At 43.3% G+C, this 17,508-nt stretch carries 13 protein-coding genes; 6 read left to right on the plus strand and 7 right to left on the minus strand.

Annotated elements, in window-relative coordinates; translation table 11 throughout:
- Window positions 1–6: 6 nt before the first annotated feature.
- Entirely contained in the window at window positions 7–813 is an 807-nt protein-coding gene (locus AVL57_RS09095; RefSeq protein ID WP_057796280.1) for a flagellar protein MotY, read from the minus strand.
- Window positions 814–1,129: 316 nt separating this feature from the next.
- Here AVL57_RS09095 and rnt point away from each other — a divergent pair, with 316 nt between their 5' ends.
- Window positions 1,130–1,786, plus strand: a complete 657-nt coding sequence (gene rnt, locus AVL57_RS09100; RefSeq protein ID WP_057793112.1) for a ribonuclease T — start codon at window positions 1,130–1,132, stop codon at window positions 1,784–1,786.
- Window positions 1,787–1,964: 178 nt separating this feature from the next.
- Here the strand turns inward: rnt and AVL57_RS09105 are convergent, their stop codons facing one another.
- Window positions 1,965–2,570 (minus strand): peroxiredoxin, encoded by a 606-nt coding sequence (locus AVL57_RS09105; protein WP_057793114.1) that lies wholly within the window; start codon window positions 2,568–2,570, stop codon window positions 1,965–1,967.
- A 262-nt stretch (window positions 2,571–2,832) separates the two neighbouring features.
- Between AVL57_RS09105 and AVL57_RS09110 the strand changes: the two genes are divergently transcribed.
- Entirely contained in the window at window positions 2,833–3,027 is a 195-nt protein-coding gene (locus tag AVL57_RS09110) for a bacterioferritin-associated ferredoxin (RefSeq protein WP_013784972.1), read from the plus strand.
- A 108-nt stretch (window positions 3,028–3,135) separates the two neighbouring features.
- Here the strand turns inward: AVL57_RS09110 and AVL57_RS09115 are convergent, their stop codons facing one another.
- The 5 genes from AVL57_RS09115 to AVL57_RS09135 form a co-directional block, all read right to left on the minus strand.
- Window positions 3,136–5,970: a TonB-dependent receptor gene (locus AVL57_RS09115; RefSeq protein ID WP_057796282.1), complete on the minus strand. Its 2,835-nt coding sequence runs from the start codon at window positions 5,968–5,970 to the stop codon at window positions 3,136–3,138.
- Window positions 5,971–6,339: 369 nt separating this feature from the next.
- Entirely contained in the window at window positions 6,340–7,416 is a 1,077-nt protein-coding gene (locus AVL57_RS09120; RefSeq protein ID WP_057793116.1) for a FecR family protein, read from the minus strand.
- A 1-nt stretch (window position 7,417) separates the two neighbouring features.
- On the minus strand, window positions 7,418–7,978 hold the full coding sequence (locus AVL57_RS09125) for an RNA polymerase sigma factor (protein WP_013784975.1): 561 nt from the start codon (window positions 7,976–7,978) through the stop codon (window positions 7,418–7,420).
- Window positions 7,979–8,125: 147 nt separating this feature from the next.
- The gene (locus tag AVL57_RS09130) at window positions 8,126–10,687 is read right to left on the minus strand and encodes a TonB-dependent receptor plug domain-containing protein (RefSeq protein ID WP_057793120.1); all 2,562 of its coding nucleotides are present in this window, start codon (window positions 10,685–10,687) and stop codon (window positions 8,126–8,128) included.
- Window positions 10,688–10,980: 293 nt separating this feature from the next.
- Window positions 10,981–11,331 carry a Grx4 family monothiol glutaredoxin gene (locus tag AVL57_RS09135; RefSeq protein WP_013784977.1) on the minus strand — a complete coding sequence of 117 codons (351 nt, stop codon included), beginning with the start codon at window positions 11,329–11,331 and terminating at the stop codon, window positions 10,981–10,983.
- 508 nt (window positions 11,332–11,839) lie between these two features.
- Here AVL57_RS09135 and sodB point away from each other — a divergent pair.
- From sodB to AVL57_RS09155, 4 genes are all read left to right on the plus strand, one after another.
- Window positions 11,840–12,421 (plus strand): superoxide dismutase [Fe], encoded by a 582-nt coding sequence (gene sodB / locus AVL57_RS09140; protein WP_013784978.1) that lies wholly within the window; start codon window positions 11,840–11,842, stop codon window positions 12,419–12,421.
- 242 nt (window positions 12,422–12,663) lie between these two features.
- Window positions 12,664–14,586: a PrkA family serine protein kinase gene (locus AVL57_RS09145; RefSeq protein ID WP_057793122.1), complete on the plus strand. Its 1,923-nt coding sequence runs from the start codon at window positions 12,664–12,666 to the stop codon at window positions 14,584–14,586.
- A 43-nt stretch (window positions 14,587–14,629) separates the two neighbouring features.
- On the plus strand, window positions 14,630–15,916 hold the full coding sequence (locus tag AVL57_RS09150; RefSeq protein ID WP_057796284.1) for a YeaH/YhbH family protein: 1,287 nt from the start codon (window positions 14,630–14,632) through the stop codon (window positions 15,914–15,916).
- A 3-nt stretch (window positions 15,917–15,919) separates the two neighbouring features.
- Window positions 15,920–17,434: a SpoVR family protein gene (locus AVL57_RS09155; protein WP_057793124.1), complete on the plus strand. Its 1,515-nt coding sequence runs from the start codon at window positions 15,920–15,922 to the stop codon at window positions 17,432–17,434.
- Window positions 17,435–17,508 lie beyond the last annotated feature (74 nt).

Genomic DNA, 17,508 nt, shown 5'->3' on the forward strand with positions numbered 1-17,508 from the left:
ATAACCCTAAGATTTAGATAACCGCACTACTACCCTTCTATTTTGCGCTCGCGACTCTCGGGTATCGTTATTTGCTATATGGCGCTTCTCACCGTGCCCCGTCAGTTGAATTCTGTCATCGGGCACGCCTATGGTAGTTAAGTAGCTTTTTACTTCATTGGCTCGGCGTATAGATAATTGTTCGTTGTTCCATCGCCCGCCATAGCTATCGGTATAGCCATCAAGCAATACTAACTCTAAGTCGCTATCTTCTTTTAGGTATTCCCCAATCATTGTTAGGCGCTTTTGAGAATACTTAGTCAGTTCGGTACTGTTTTTCTGATACGACAACACCGTATAGGCAATATCGTCGAAGTTGTAAGGCAATAAGTTAGACACACACTTAACGAAGTCTCGATACACCTTCGAGAAATTACTGGCGTTTAATGCAACACTCACTTTATCGTATTCGTTATACCAGTCTTGATAATAAATGGTAGGCCAGAAGCCTTTTTCGAGTTCACTTAGCATAGTCCATGCAGCGTCTTGCGGAAGGTCACCGTTATATTGCGTGCGCAATGTCATATCGGCGATGGTTTTAGGCGCTACACCCGGCATCCACTTTGGCGGTACAGAATAAACAGCAGCTACATCGAAGCGGTTAGGCAATAAATGCATGTCTAGCTCAAATTCCATATTAAGCCGTTTAGAAGCCACGCTTGTAAACATGGCATCGCCGTAACCGGGTAAAGGATGGTTCAATGTACATTGCAAACGCGATGCATCAACCACTTCCCAGTTAGACGTTTCTACCGTAGCAGAATACTGACGCATAGCACCGCTTGCGACCGTAGTAAAAAACAACGGAATAAGTAAACCGAATTTACGCTTCACAACTATACCCACTCAACTGATAAACCATACCTAACGAAAAGGCGCTTACAGAATATATCGTCCTTAGTGTAGAAAAGTTTAGCCTTCTATACCATTAATACCATCAATTATGCCCTCATTTCAGGTTTCTAACGCCCCACATTGAAATTCAGGCTGGATACCGTGGGTTATCCTTGCCATAATCCCAGCACTTTTTGTAGCATTTCTATGTTGATACAGCTTTGTTACGTAACCAAAGAACCTGCTAAGAGAAACTATGTCTGAGTTGCACCACTCCCTTCCTCATCGTTTTAGGGGCTACTTCCCTGTTGTTATCGACGTTGAAACCGCCGGTTTTAATGCTGGGACCGATGCCTTACTTGAAATTGCTGCCGTAACGGTAAAAATGGAAGAAGATGGTCTGATTTATCCCGACCAAACTTTTCATTACCATGTCGATCCTTTTGAAGGCGCGAACTTAGAGCCTGCAGCGCTAGAGTTTAACGGCATTGACCCTCACTGTGCCCTGCGCGGTGCCATAGAAGAAAGTGAAGCAATGAAGTCGTTGTGCAAAGGTATTCGTAAAGCGCAAAAAGATGCGGATTGCCAGCGCTCGGTGATTGTGGCGCATAACGCCACCTTCGACCAAAGTTTCGTCAACGCGGCTATCGCTCGTTGTAATATCAAACGCACGCCTTTTCACCCCTTTGTGTCTTTTGATACCACCAGCCTTGCTGGTTTAACGTTAGGCCAAACTGTTTTGGTTAAAGCCTGCCGTGCGGCAGGTATTGAGTTTGATCAAAAAGAAGCCCACAGCGCATTATATGATGCGCAAAAAACCACGGAACTGTTTTGCTTTATGGTAAATCGTTACAAAACATTGGGCGGCTGGCCCTTAGCTGGTGAACCTATCAGCCCTGATGAGCCTTGCTGATAAGCAACGTCTGAAATACTGCCTTGGCTGCAATCGCTTCAAATTAAAATTTATTCAGTAGAAATAAAAAACAGCGCCGAATGGCGCTGTTTTAGTATTAGGTAGACGTATTTGCATAAAGCCTGTTTAACAAGCCTGAGTGCTTACTTTTAAGGCTTTTGTAGATACTTTCGGCCTATTATAACTTTTCAGCCTCTGCTGCAAGGTACTTAGCTACGCCCTCTGGTGAAGCGTCCATACCCGCTTTACCTTGTGTCCAACCCGCTGGGCAAACTTCGCCATGATCCTGATGGAATGCAAGTGCATCGACCATACGAAGCATTTCGTCTACATTACGGCCTAGCGGAAGGTCGTTAATTACTTGATGACGTACTAGGCCTTCTTCATCAATCAGGAAAGAACCTCTAAATGCCACGCCATCTTCTGGATGCTCTACATCATACGCCTGACAAATTTCATGTTTCACGTCGGCCACTAACGTATATTGAACTGGACCAATGCCACCTTCGTTTACAGGCGTATTTCGCCATGCGTTATGAGAAAACTGTGAATCGATAGAAACCCCAATCACTTCTACGCCGCGTTTTTTAAATTCTTCAAAACGCTTATCAAAAGCAATAAGTTCAGATGGGCAAACAAAGGTAAAATCTAGCGGGTAGAAAAAAAGTACCGCTTTTTTGCCTTTGATGGTTTCAGATAGTGAAAATGAATCAACTATTTCACCTGAACCTAATACTGCAGCAGCGGTAAAATCCGGCGCTGGACGGCCAACTAATACACTCATGAATATCTCCAATTTATATAAAAACTAAATAATAAGTAAAACGTCTTTTCACTGGGCGTTTTCTAACTCTCTTTATTGGTACTTTATCTTAGATAACAAGCGGTAACGCACTCTACTTCTGCTAATTTTTCAAGATTTATTCACTCATCGTACCAACGGCCACCCTTTTTGATGATTTCTTGAGTGTGAATACGACTAAATCTCACTTGCATTAGAATGAAATAGCAATTATTATCATTTACAGACTTATTTGGAGTGTTTTATGTTTGTATGTATGTGTTACGGCGTTACCGATAAAAGCATACGCGCCGCAGTACAAGGTAATGGCGTAGGTAACATGCGTGAATTGCGTGAACATATGGAACTTGGTTCCCAGTGTGGCAAGTGCATCCAAATGGCACAACAGATTATCGATCAAACCATCATCGATGATTCTATGTTTAAAAACGTAGGCTAGCCCTTTCTTTTTTCCTAGGTATTTTCCTAGTTTCTATTTTTTAGGTCTTATTTTTTAGATTCTATCCAAAATTTATCTGACCTTCTATTTCAATCAACTTTTGTGTCGTTAATCAACACTGTATTCCAATCCTAAATAATAGAATGCGCCATTAATTCCCCCAGGCGATGTTGGCGGATATAAAGCCCCCACTTCCCCACTAAATGGATTGCTATCAGGTTTTGTATCAAATAAGTTTTGCACACCTAGCGTAACTCGCCACGCTGGTGAAAAAAACCATGCTACTTGCGCATCTGCCGTTAGCGTGTCGCTTCCAAAAATATCCATTCCCGCTGAAGCATCTAAATGGTCTTCGTAGTATTTGCCGTAGTAGTTTGCCCGCCACGTAAAATTAAAGTCACCAATGTACTGTTCAAGCGTCAAACTGCCTCTGTGTGCTGGCAAGTTATCTTCTAGCATTCTAATACGCTGTGTTGTCAGGTTTGGCATTAAGGTTATCTCACCATCAACCATGGTGGGATACAAGGTCACCCGCTCTACTTGTGTGTCTGTCCAATTGTAAGCTAACAACAATGTCTGCTTCCAATCTTGTACCATGAAGTCGTAGTGAACCACTAAATCGACCCCTTGGGTTTGGGTATCAAAGTCATTGGTGAAAAATTTTGCGGCATTGTAGTTCGCCGCATCGTCGCGGCCGTTCGCACTAAGCACTTGGATGTCTGCCTCACTAAGCGGTATTGCTGACGTGGTACTGATCCTGTCCATTAAACGGATATTAAAATAGTCGAGGGTTGCGAAAAAGGTATCACTTACGTGCATCACCGCACCTAAACTAAAGTTAACCGACTCTTCTGGAGTGAGCGGTGTTGCACCTAGCTGTTGTGATATCAAATCAGTGGGCGGCAGTGTGGCTTGGTCTTCTAGTCCATTCGCGCTATAAGCCGTGGTGACATTAATCACATTACTTTGACCAACCGTCGGCGCTTTAAAGCCAGTATTGATAGAGCCTCGAAGGGCAAATAAGTCATTAACCTTATATCGCGTACTTAGCTTACCATCAAAGGTAGAGCCAAAATCAGTAAAGTGTTCAACGCGGGTGGCTACACCAAACTGCCATGCTTCACTTAAAAAAAACTCCAAATCTATGTACACCGCCCAATTACTTCTGCTCCAGTGCCCTGCAGATTGAGGCTGGTAACCAGGAAATCCGTTCGAGCCAATGCTGAACCCTTGCGATGCCCCCGTTGTGGAGTCGAAAGCAAGCGAGCCTGCGGCATAAGAGGCATCATCACCGGCTTTTTGAAAGTAAGTTTCTCTGCGCCATTCTGCGCCCATAGCAATACTAATTGGCTCTTCAAATACGGATTGAATTAGCTTTGCGAAATCAAGATTAAACGTACGCTCTACTTGGCTAACTGAGCCTGGAGAAAAAGAAAGTGGCGAGTCTGGCCCGAGGGAAGGATTAACGGTGCCAGACAAACGGTAAGCGATATCTGAGTAGCCAACACTGGCGCTTAAATCCATCGCCCAGCCATTGTCTAATTCCGTTTTGACGCCAGCAAATACAGAGGCATCAGTAATTGTGCCACCAAATTGTGGGGTAAACCCACCAGGAAACCACTCGTTAAAGGCAAAGCAGTTCGCACCAAGTGCCGTGGTGTTATCGGCAATACGCAAATAATCGGGGTTATCCAATACATTAGTATCATCAAGGAAAATGGTGGGGCAGCTAATCCCCTGCCCTATACCGTCTAAATCCCCAACCAATAAGCGACTTTCGCTCGTTTCTTCGTTTGTTTCAGAAAAAACACCTTCTCGGGTTTGTGGGTTACGAAAGTAAAAACCGCCACTTATTTCACGATGGGCATAAGTTGCTAACGCGTAACCTTCGTAGTTAGGCGAAATATCCCACCCAGCATTTACCGACATTTTCATGTCTTCATTAACGTCTAACGCGCCCCATATTTGCGCAGGGCTGCTTATAAACGTATTACCCGCATCAATGAGGCCTTGTGCATCATCACGCTGAACAGAGCGTGATGTGCCTTGTTGCTGTCGATATTCTACCGTGGCGTTCAAGAAGCCGTTTTCACCTAAACGAAAGCCTTTATTAGCCTGTATCTGAAATAACTCACCATCACCTTCAGAATAGGTACCCGTTTTAAGTGCGACGCTGCCCCCTGAATCACTATCATCAAGTACGAAGTTAATCACGCCAGCAATTGCATCTGAACCGTATTGTGCCGCAGCACCATCTCGTAAAACTTCAATTTGTTTTAATGCATAAGCAGGGATAACCGAAATATCCGGCCCCTGTGCGCCATCAGATAAGCCACCGCCAAGAAAAGTAATGACTGCCGAGCGATGTCTGCGTTTACCGTTGACGAGCAGTAATGTGTGATCTGACGCCATACCTCGTAAATTAGCAGGTCGCACTAAACTGGTAGCATCATTAATTGGCTGGTCGTTTACGTTTAAAGAAGGCACCATGGTGCTTAGCATCGACAAGGCATCGCTGTTGCCTTGTGAACGTAACGATTCTGAGCCAATAATATCGAGTGGCACGGGCGATTCGACCACACTACGAGGAGAACTTCTGGTACCCACTACAGCAATACGCTCAAGTGCATTACTCGTGTCTTCTTCTTGAACCTTCTCTTCACCCTCGTCTTTTCTATTTTGAGCAACTACATCACTGCGAGAACGAATACTGACTTGCCCAGCACTGTCGGTCACCACGGCAAGCTCGGTGCCATCAAGCAATTTTGATAAGGCTTCGTTAAGGGTGAAGTTACCCTCTAAAGAATTGGTTTTAACCGTTTGCGCTAAGTCGAAAGGAAATAAGAGTGTGGTATTAGCTTGCTTTGCTAGTTCTGTTAGCGCGTCGTCGGCATCTTGGGCTGGAATTGAAAACTGAAAGGCCGTTTGATTAGACTGCTTTATTGGGCTTGGCGCATTTTCTTGTTTGCTACGTTGACCAGCTTGAGACTCGGGCTCTTGCGCGTATGCGCCCTGAATGGGACCAGCACAAACGGCTAACACAAAGCAAATACTTGCCTTGCGCACACTGTTATAGCTGCGCACTACTGCACGATAAAAATTGGCCGAACGCAAATGATGCAAGATGAGAAATCGTACTTATTATCTGTTTTATTATATTGTCACAATAGTTAAGCTTATGCCAAGAAATGCAAGTGCATTGCTTTTATAAGACAAGCATTAACCTTAAAGCATTGCTTTTGACCATCAATCGTGAGTTATCTACGAGTTAGCACTTTGATGGCTCTATAGTGGTCCTACTCTAGGCTTAAACTAGCCTCGGGAAACCGATAACTGAATACTGGTATCAGATACTTTCTCGTATTCAATATTAAAACTGTTTTTAAGGGCCGCTAGCAAGCCATCGATATCACCCACCTTAAAGTAGCCAGCAACACGGCGGCTTTTAAGTGACTCGTCAGAAATCTGGAAATGTACTTGCGTATATCTGCCAATTTCAGCAAGCACGGCTTCTAAGCGCTCACCTTTAAACACAATCATGCCTTGCTGCCATGCTAAGTCATCATCGATATCATTTTGCGATAAACTTTCACGGGCATCAACATCGCCTTTAACTGTGGCTTTTTCACCCGCAAACATAAGCAGGCCTTCACCTTCAACGGGTGCTTTGGAAAACAATGATTGGTTACTACTGAATGCACTGAATCTGTCTTTAACTAATACCTTTCCGTCGGTTACCACTAACTCAAAGGCATTATCGTCAACATATTGCATGTTAAACGCAGTACCCACCGCTGTAACCGTATTATATCCCGCGGTTACGGTGAAAGGTCGGGTGGTATCGTGCGCGACTTCAAAATGCGCCTCGCCTTTTAGCAAGACAATGTTTCGCACATCGTTAGAAAAATCGACGGTTACCCGTGAATTTGTGTTTAATAGTAATGTGGAACCATCAGAAAGCACGAGGTTTCTTTGCTCACCAATACCCGTTTCAATTTTTTCAGACATGTGAGCCACTACATTTGGCTCTTCAAGCCAAACACGGTCAACCACAACACCTACCGCAATAGCCATCACTAAAAACGCGGCGGCTACGCTCATGCGAGCTTGAGTGACTATGCCCTCACGGCGGTTATTGCGATTGTGGGCTCTGGTTTCGGTTTTGTTCTGATGACGAGGAAACAAGCCACTTAACTCGTTAAGTACTGACATGTCATCCCACAAGCTTGCGGCCTCCATAAGCGCCTTGCGATGATTTGGGCTTTCGGCAAGCCACGCATCTAGCTGTGTTTTTTCGTCTTCGCTAAGTTCACGATCGAGACGGCTTATCCATAAGCAGGCTTGCTCTTGGATATCTTCTTTGCTGGAAAACTGACGAATATTGTTCATGTTAACTACGGCTTATGTCCTGAGTCGCATTACGAGATGTGCGCACGGGGGCGTCATCTTTAGATAGCTCGGCTAAATATTTCGAGCACAACATTAATCCTTTAGCGACATGCTTTTCTACCGTACTCTCGCTTAAACCAACGAGTTCTGCGATGTCTTTTTGGCGCATGCCATATACTTTTTTAAGTAAAAATACCCGCTTAACATCCGCAGACAACGTATCTGTCGCTCGGCAAAAGTGGATGAAGCGTTCCTTACTTTCTACATTTTTTTCTAGGCTATAACCCACCAGTTCGTGGGGTAAAATGTCCATGTCATCAATAGGCTGATTATTTTTATTTTCGGCTCTGGCAACATGGTTTAATGCTAAGTTACGTGCTGTTTTCAGCATGTATGTGCGTTCAAAGCGAATCTCTTGATTCATCTCAGCTTCATAACTTTTTATGAATGCTTCTTGAACGATGTCTTCTATATCGTCGGCACCCACAATAGTACTCACCGCACGCATTAGCTTTGCGCGATATTTTAAGAAGGATTCGGTGACTGTCGACTTTCTGGTCATATTAAAATTTTGCAGGTGTTTCAAATTGCTTACAGTTATTGAACCATCATGCCAATTAATTGGTCTTCTTGCACGATGAAATCTTATATTTTTAGCATTTAGAGAAATAAAAGGAGGCGAACGCCTCCTTTTACCTGGTTTCCGTTTTTAGAAAGTGTATACACCTCTCAGGTAATAGAAACCGCCATTGATACCGATGGGAGACGTAGTCGGATACAATGAACCTGCAATACCTGCATATTGTGTGTTTTCATCTGGGTACTCATCAAACGCGTTTTTCGCACCCACTGTTACGGTCAGCTCTTCTGTGAAGTTATAAGCCATTTCCAAATCAATCGTGATTTCAGACCCTACTTTATCGATAGGTAGTGCTGAATCTAGATGATCTTCATAGATGCTACCGAAATAGTTTAGGCGAGCTAGGAAGCGCCAGTCACCATTCGTATGGTTAGCTGTTGCACTGTAGCGTACTGCCGGAAGGTTATCTTCCAACATGCGGATGCGTTCAGCTGAAATATTATCAGATGCTCTATCTACTTCGGTGGACGTCCAGTTGTACGCGAGCGAGAACTTAGTTTCGCCTTCAAACATGTCCATACTGTAGTTTGCTACAACATCCAGACCTTCAGTAGTCGTATCGAAGTCATTAGTGAAGAAGCTAATTTCGCTGAAGCTAGATGCATCGCTAATACCTTGATCGAGCAAAATCGCAATATCTTCATCAGTAAGCGCAATACCAGAAGCAGTACTGATTCGGTCAGTCAATTCGATGTTGTAGTAATCAGCTGTAATGAACAAACCGTTATCAAAGTCTGCTACCACACCAAACGTGATACTTTCAGATTCTTCCGGAGTAAGCTGCTCACCACCTTTAAGTTGTGATACAGGATCGGTAGGAGGAAGCGTAGCACGGTCAATAAGCTTGCCATCAGTACCAAACGCAGTTGTTACGTTACGAACGTTACTTTGACCCAGCGTAGGTGCTTTGAAGCCTGTTGAGAAAGCACCACGGAATGCGATGTTTTCAAGTGCTTGCCAGCGGAATGCTACTTTACCTTTAGTAGTATCACCAAAGTCTGAGTAATCTTCGTAACGAATAGCACCGGCTAACATGAAGGTTTCAGTGATGTACGCTTCTGCATCTACGTAGAACGCGATGTTATGACGCGACACTAGACCTTGGCTGTTTGCCGCTAAACCAGGGAAACCATTTGAACCAATGCCAAAGCCTTGTGAGGCTAGTGGACCAATCTCGTAAGATGCGGTATCACCTGCAAAACTCTCGTAGCTTTCATGACGGTATTGGAAACCACTTGCTACAAATAACGGCTCATATAAGCCAATTTCGAAAGGTTTAGTGAAATCTACGTCAAGGGTTTGCTCTGACTGCGTGTAACGACCAGGGCTAAACTCGAAGGGTGTATCGGGACCCAATGAAGGGTTAATAGTGTTGCTGATAACAAAATCAACTTCGTTTTCACCCAAGTTCAAGCTTACATCGTAAGTGATGTCGTTCGCTAACTCGCCACGGGTTCCAAATACCAATGACATATCGGTGACCGTTCCACCGAAACGCGGTGTGAAACCACCTGGTAAAATTTCGTTGAACGCGAAGCAATCAGGGTTATTAGCCACTTCATTGATGTAACGTTCATTAGTTAACACGTTGTCACCAGGCATAATGTCGGTAGGACAGTTGCCTGACAAATCATCAGTTAAATCACCTACCAACAAAGAGCCATCATCAGCCGCGTAAACACCGCCACGAGTGTGCGGGTTACGGTAGTAGAAACCACCTTCTACTTCACGCTCAGCGAAGTTACCGAACATATAGGCTTCTGCGGTATCGCTTAGCTCTAATCCTAAGTTAGCGAATAGTTTGTAGTCGTGCTTAATTTCAGGAGAACCCCAGATTTGCGCAGGGTCGGCAACAAAGGTATTACCACCAGCCACTAGGCCTGCCGCATCATCGCGCTGAACACTGCGAGAAGTATCATCGGCAGTTCGGTATTCTGCAGAAAGGTTAATGAAACCTTTGTCAGATAAAGGCATACCAATATTACCAGACAACTGAATCATGTCGCCGTCACCTTCGTAATACGAGCCGTAGCGTGCTTCAAATGAACCGCCTTCCGACGCATCGTTTAATACGAAGTTAATAACACCGGCAATAGCATCTGAACCATACTGCGCCGCAGCACCGTCACGTAATACTTCAATTTGTTTCAAAGCCGCTGCTGGAATAACCGAGATATCAGGGCCTTGTGCACCATCAGACAAGCCACCACCTAGGAATGTGATTACAGCAGAACGGTGACGTCGCTTACCGTTTACTAGCACTAGGGTGTGATCTGATGCCATACCACGAAGATTAGCAGGGCGAACTAGGGTAGATGCATCATTAATAGGCTGGTCGTTAACGTTAAACGACGGAACTACCGTTTGCATCATAGAGACAACATCGGTGGCACCCTGATTTTTAAATTCTTCATCAGAGATGATATCGATAGGTACTGCAGACTCAGCGACAGAACGTGGTGCTGCGCGTGAACCTACAATAGCGATTTGTTCATAATCTTCTGCGCTCGCTTCTGCAGCATCGGCCGCTTCTTGGGCATGTACTGGCGCGATGGCCATAACAGAAAATGCCGCTGACGCAGCAAGTACGCCTCGAACGTGTTTGGTCAATAAAGACAAAGATGTATTCATAGTGGTTTCCCGGGATTTTCCCCCTGTCACCTCTACGCTTTAATGAACGTAATAAGTGCAGCGAGTGATAGTTATTTTGTACCTTTAACACTGACCATATACTTGTCAGCACCCGTTTTTTATAAGATGTAAACTCCTATAAAACAAACGTTTTTGCACAAAATAATTATTTATTTTCAGACCATAGAGGATTTTGTTTTCTGGTCTGTCTATTAGTATTTACGGGAATTGAAAGTGGTGTAATTTTGCGGGTTTTTAATCAAAAAAGCCGGCTAATTGCCGGCTTTCTAATCTTATTCTTCAGTCTTGTGTTTTTCTGCCGTTTCTTTAATTAACGGCTGCAATTCGTTTTGCTGAAACATTTCCATAATGATATCACAACCACCTACTAACTCGCCGTCTACCCATAATTGTGGGAAAGTTGGCCAGTTCGCATACTTTGGTAATTCAGCGCGAATATCTGGGTTTTGCAAAATGTCTACATATGCGAACGGTTCACCACAGCCCATTAGTGCTTGTGATGCTTGTGAAGAAAAACCACAACTTGGCAGTTTAGGAGAACCCTTCATATATAAAAGAATAGGGTTTTCTTCAATTTGTTGCTTAATTCTGTCTACGGTGGATTGTGTTTCAGTGTTATCCATCAGGTCCTCTCAGCGGAAAAGTTATTCCCTATAAGTGGGAATGAGCGTGTAGAATTCAAGGGTAATATTATCATAGTTTCTTGCGGGGGTTTATACTCACCGCACCTGAAAAAGGTATTTATATGACCTGTGATGCTCACACCAATTGTGGATGACAATAATCTCATATAGCCTAGTCGTATTGGTAAGATGAAAGTGATCTTATATCTTACGCTGATATTACTTACTATCAGTACCCCAGTTTCTATCGTTTGCGAAGTGGCTATACGCATCATCATCTCGCTTTCACGATAAGGGGATTTGAAAGGCAATTATTATAACTAGACAAGAATTTAGAATTTTCATAAATTTGTCATTGAGTTATACAAATTTGCCCCTACATCTACCGCATGCTTTTGCTATTATAAAATAAGCATCTTAGATAAAGTATTTATACAGGCTCGTTGAACAGGCATTGCGAGCTAAAATTAACGTTGTTTAAAAACATTAAACCAACACGGAGACCGATATGGCTTTTGAATTACCAGCATTACCATACGAAAAAAATGCACTTGAACCGCATATTTCTTCTGAAACGCTGGACTATCACTACGGCAAGCATCACGCTACTTACGTTACTAAATTAAATGGTTTAGTTGAAGGTACTGATTTGGAAAGCAAAAGCCTAGAAGAGATCATCAAGTCTTCTGAAGGCGGTGTTTTCAACAATGCAGCACAAGTTTGGAACCACACGTTCTACTGGAACTGCTTAAGCCCAAATGGCGGCGGCGAACCTACTGGTGCACTTGCTGATGCAATTAATGCAAAATGGGGCTCATTCGCTGATTTCCAAGCTGCATTCAATGACAAAGCAGTGAACAACTTTGGCTCTAGCTGGACGTGGTTAGTTAAAGCTGCTGACGGCTCTCTAGACATCGTAAATACAAGTAACGCTGAAACACCAATTTCTGGTGACGAGCTTACGCCTGTATTGACTGTTGACCTTTGGGAACACGCTTACTACATTGATTACCGTAACGTGCGTCCTAAGTACCTAGAAAACTTCTGGGCACTTGCTAACTGGGAATTTGCTAGCGCGAACTTCGCGTAATCATTTTCAGATAAATTTTAAAAACCCGCTGATGCGGGTTTTTTTATGCCTATCATTAAATAATATACAGACTTTTAAGTAATACTAATGGGTGTATTTGACTCTATTTAAACGAAAAAATTCCATTTTTCGTTAGACCAAACATTTCACGTCTATACAAAAGTTTACTATGATTTTTGTTTCCTATTTCTAAATACCGACTAAGCTGAAATTACGGGCAACCGTTTTTTTAAGAGGTATTTATGGGTATTTTCGAACATTACCAAAACCGATACGAAGAACGAAAGCAGGAAGAGTTTACCATTGAGGAGTTTCTTGAGATTTGCAAGGACGATGCAGCAGCTTACGCAAATGCGGCTGAACGATTGCTAAGTGCCATTGGCGAGCCTCAAATGATAGACACCGCGACGGACCCCGCACTAAGTCGCATATTTTCAAACCGCGTTATATCTCGCTACCCCGCGTTTGATGAATTTTATGGTATGGAAGAAGCTATTGAGCAAATAGTCTCTTACCTAAAACATGCCGCACAGGGGTTAGAAGAGAAGAAACAAATTCTCTATTTATTGGGCCCAGTAGGGGGCGGTAAATCGTCGTTAGCTGAACGTTTAAAAGAACTAATGCAACATGTGCCGATTTATACCATTAAAGGCTCTCCGGTAAATGACCATCCTTTCTGCTTATTCGACGCCAAAGAAGATGGCCATCTACTTGAGCAAGAATATGGCATCCCTAAACGCTACCTAAAAACCATTATGTCCCCGTGGGCGCGCAAGCGTTTGCATGAATACAATGGTGACATTACAAAATTCAAAGTAGTGCGTGTTTACCCTTCTGTGCTCGATCAAGTGGGTATTGCGAAAACTGAGCCTGGCGATGAGAATAACCAAGATATTTCAGCCTTGGTAGGTAAGGTAGATATTCGCCGGTTAGAGCAATACGCACAAAACGACCCAGATGCCTACAGCTACTCAGGTTCACTGTGTAAAGCGAATCAGGGCTTAATGGAGTTCGTAGAAATGTTTAAGGCACCTATTAAAGTGCTACATCCGCTGCTTACTGCCACCCAAGAAGGCAATTATAACCCTACCGAAGGTTTTTCAGCGTTGCCTTTTGATGGCCTGATTTTAGCTCACTCAAATGAATCAGAGTGGCAAACCTTTAGAAACAACAAAAATAACGAAGCCTTCTTAGATCGAGTTTATATTGTAAAAGTACCTTACTGCTTACGAGTAAGCGAAGAGATACATATTTACCGCAAACTGCTAGATAGCAGTGAACTTAAAGGGGCACCGTGCGCGCCAGATACCCTTGAATGCTTAGCGCAGTTCACTGTGCTTTCAAGATTGAAAGAACCAGAAAACTCAAGTTTGTTCTCAAAAATGCGGGTGTACGACGGCGAAAGCTTAAAAGATACCGATCCTAAAGCTAAGTCGTACCAAGAATACCGCGACTATGCCGGCGTAGATGAAGGCATGGAAGGGTTATCTACCCGCTTTGCGTTTAAAATACTATCCCGTGTATTTAACTTCGATCATCAAGAAGTTGCGGCCAACCCTGTCCATTTGTTCTATGTGCTTGAAAGACAGATTGAGCGTGAACAATTTCCGCCTGATTTAAGTGAGCAATATTTAGAATTTTTAAAAGGCTACCTCATACCAAAATATGTTGAGTTTATCGGTAAAGAAATTCAAACCGCGTATTTGGAATCTTACTCAGAATACGGGCAGAATCTTTTTGACCGCTATGTAACCTATGCAGATTTTTGGATCCAAGATCAGGAATATCGTGACCCTGAAACCGGTCAACTTTTTGACCGCGCTTCGCTAAATGCTGAACTTGAGAAAACTGAAAAGCCTGCGGGAATTAGCAACCCTAAAGACTTCCGTAACGAGATTGTGAATTTCGTACTTCGCGCACGGGCCAACAATGGTGGCAAAAACCCATCGTGGACGAGTTATGAAAAACTACGCACTGTGATTGAAAAGAAAATGTTTTCCAACACGGAAGATTTGCTGCCAGTTATTTCGTTCAATACCAAAGGGTCGGCCGACGAACAGAAAAAGCATGACGACTTTGTGAATCGAATGACGGAAAAAGGCTATACACAAAAGCAAGTCAGACTATTGTGTGAGTGGTATTTACGAGTTCGTAAAGCCTCATAATGGGCTATTTACTCGTGGTTCACCCTATGACAAGCAGGTGGTTATGGCGCATTTCATCGACCGAAGACTTAACAGTAAAGGCAAAAGCACGGTAAACAGACAGCGCTTTATTAAACGCTACAAACAGCAGATAAAGCGTGCTGTTACTGATGCCGTTGGTAAACGTTCTGTTACCGACCTAGACTCGGGCGAGCAGGTAAGTATTCCTACTCGCGATATTTCCGAACCTGTATTTCACACAGGAAAAGGGGGCAAGCGGGACATCGTCCACCCAGGCAATGACCAGTTTATTGCAGGTGATAAAATTGACCGCCCCCCCGGTGGCGCAGGTCAAGGCTCTGGCGAAGGGGAAGCGGGTAATAGCGGTGAGGGAGAAGATGAATTCGTATTTTCTATCTCAAAAGATGAATATTTAGATATTTTATTCGACGACTTAGCGCTGCCCAATTTAAAGAAAAATCAGTTTGATAAAGTGATTCAACATGAAACCTATCGTGCTGGCTATCAAACTGACGGTGTGCCGAGTAACTTAGACATTGTTCGCTCTCTTAAAGGCTCGGTGGCGAGACGAATTGCGTTAACCGGTTCAACCCGTAAGCGTATTAGAGAGTTAGAAGAACAGTTAGCCTTGTTAGTTGCTGCGTCTTCTGACAATGCGCTCGCAATTGAAGAAATTGAAAAAGAACTCGCACTACTTAAAGCTAAAGTCGCTAGAGTCCCCTTTATCGACACCTTCGATTTACGTTTTAAAAATTACGACAAGCGCCCTATCCCGACGAGCAAAGCGGTAATGTTTTGTTTAATGGATGTTTCAGGCTCTATGGATCAAGCGACCAAAGATGTGGCCAAGCGCTTTTACATTTTGCTGTATTTGTTTTTAACCCGTACCTACGAAAATGTAGAGGTGGTGTATATTCGCCATCATACTCAAGCGAAAGAAGTCGACGAGCAAGAGTTTTTCTATTCACAAGAAACCGGCGGCACCATAGTTTCTAGCGCACTGAAGCTAATGGATGAAATTGTGCGAGAACGGTTCAGCGACGGCAATTGGAATATCTACGCGGCCCAAGCATCGGATGGAGACAACTGGGCTGATGATTCACCTTTATGTAGTTCACTTTTAGTCAATAACCTATTACCCGCCACCCGTTACTTTGCCTATATTGAAATAACCGAACGCCAACACCAAACCCTTTGGCGAGAATACGAAAAGGTAAGTCAGTCTTACGACAACTTAGTATGTAAACACATTCAAACACCGGATGATATTTACCCTGTATTCAGAGAAATATTTAAGCGTACTGAGCAGTTAAGTACGCAAGGAGGTTAGCCCATGTCTTTAAGTGAAGCGCGTCAAAAACATAAATTAGATGATGGTCCAGATTGGACGTTTTCGTTACTGACCGAGTATGAAACAGAAATAGACCGCATTGCTAAAGATTTTAAGCTAGACACTTACCCTAACCAAATTGAAGTTATAACTGCTGAACAAATGATGGACGCGTATGCCAGTATAGGTATGCCACTAAACTATACCCATTGGTCGTTTGGTAAAAAGTTTATTCAAACTGAACAACAGTACCGCAGAGGTCAAATGGGATTGGCCTATGAAATTGTGATTAATTCCGACCCTTGCATAGCGTACTTGATGGAAGAAAATACCATTACTATGCAGGCGTTAGTGATGGCTCATGCATGCTATGGCCACAACTCATTTTTTAAAGGTAACTACCTTTTTCAAACCTGGACAGACGCCAGTTCAATTATCGACTACTTAGTGTTTGCCAAGAAATACATAGCAAAATGTGAGCAAAAACACGGGGTAGAGGAAGTTGAGAACATTCTTGATTCTTGTCATGCTTTAATGAATTACGGCGTGGATAGGTACAAAAGGCCACAAAAGATATCGCTTCAGGAGGAGAAAAGCCGCCAGAAAGAACGTGCCCGCTACTTGCAATCACAAGTTAATGAACTGTGGCGAACCTTACCGAGCAACCCTAAAAGCAAAGACACAGATATTCTACGTTTCCCTTCAGAGCCGCAAGAAAACTTGCTGTATTTCATTGAAAAAAATGCGCCTTTATTAGAACCATGGCAGCGCGAAATTGTACGCATTGTGCGCAAGGTGTCCCAGTACTTCTACCCACAAAAACAAACCCAAGTGATGAACGAAGGCTGGGCCTGTTTTTGGCATTACCATATCTTAAATAAAATGTATGATGAGCGATTGGTCAGCGACCGTTTTATGATGGAGTTTTTGCACAGTCATTCCAGTGTGGTGATGCAGCCCGATTACAACAGCCCCTACTATTCTGGTATTAACCCTTATGCGCTAGGGTTTTCCATGTTTATGGATATCAAACGGGTGTGCCAATCTCCCACCAAAGAAGACTATGAATACTTACCGACTATCGCAGGTAAAGATTGGCTTGAAACTGTGCATTTCGCCATGCACAACTTTAAAGATGAAAGCTTCATCAGTCAGTTTTTATCACCCAAGTTAATGCGAGATTTTAAATTATTTGCTTTGGAGGACGACGCGAGCAATTCCTATGTGAGTGTGAGCGCTATTCATGATGAGAACGGCTATCGGACTATTAGAGAAAAACTCTCTGCCCAATATAATTTGAGTAATTTAGAACCTAATATTCAGGTATATAACGTTGATGTAAGAGGTGATAGATCTTTAACCCTTCGCTACGTTCCTCAACATAATATTCCATTAGGAAACTCCAAGGGTGAGGTTATGCGTCATCTTCATAGATTGTGGAAGTTTGATGTAAGACTTGAACAAGAAAATAGTGCGGGGCTTCCTACTCTACTGGCCGAGTGCCGAACCAGTAAGTAATTGCACTTTACGCCTTCTGTTATTTGGGGGCGTCAGCTAAATGCACACTCTTAAATCTTACTTCCAGAGCCTAA

Origin of the sequence: Alteromonas stellipolaris, assembly GCF_001562115.1 — a bacterium.
Lineage (GTDB): Bacteria > Pseudomonadota > Gammaproteobacteria > Enterobacterales > Alteromonadaceae > Alteromonas > Alteromonas stellipolaris.

Excerpts from the sequence above, each read along its gene's own strand:
- AVL57_RS09095 (WP_057796280.1), bottom strand. The coding sequence starts at position 813 with ATGCGTCAGTATTCTGCTACGGTAGAAACGTCTAACTGGGAAGTGGTT.
- rnt (WP_057793112.1), top strand. The coding sequence starts at position 1,130 with ATGTCTGAGTTGCACCACTCCCTTCCTCATCGTTTTAGGGGCTACTTC.
- AVL57_RS09105 (WP_057793114.1), bottom strand. The coding sequence starts at position 2,570 with ATGAGTGTATTAGTTGGCCGTCCAGCGCCGGATTTTACCGCTGCTGCA.
- AVL57_RS09110 (WP_013784972.1), top strand. The coding sequence starts at position 2,833 with ATGTTTGTATGTATGTGTTACGGCGTTACCGATAAAAGCATACGCGCC.
- AVL57_RS09120 (WP_057793116.1), bottom strand. The coding sequence starts at position 7,416 with ATGAACAATATTCGTCAGTTTTCCAGCAAAGAAGATATCCAAGAGCAA.
- AVL57_RS09125 (WP_013784975.1), bottom strand. The coding sequence starts at position 7,978 with ATGACCAGAAAGTCGACAGTCACCGAATCCTTCTTAAAATATCGCGCA.
- AVL57_RS09130 (WP_057793120.1), bottom strand. The coding sequence starts at position 10,687 with ATGAATACATCTTTGTCTTTATTGACCAAACACGTTCGAGGCGTACTT.
- AVL57_RS09135 (WP_013784977.1), bottom strand. The coding sequence starts at position 11,331 with ATGGATAACACTGAAACACAATCCACCGTAGACAGAATTAAGCAACAA.
- sodB (WP_013784978.1), top strand. The coding sequence starts at position 11,840 with ATGGCTTTTGAATTACCAGCATTACCATACGAAAAAAATGCACTTGAA.
- AVL57_RS09145 (WP_057793122.1), top strand. The coding sequence starts at position 12,664 with ATGGGTATTTTCGAACATTACCAAAACCGATACGAAGAACGAAAGCAG.
- AVL57_RS09150 (WP_057796284.1), top strand. The coding sequence starts at position 14,630 with ATGGCGCATTTCATCGACCGAAGACTTAACAGTAAAGGCAAAAGCACG.
- AVL57_RS09155 (WP_057793124.1), top strand. The coding sequence starts at position 15,920 with ATGTCTTTAAGTGAAGCGCGTCAAAAACATAAATTAGATGATGGTCCA.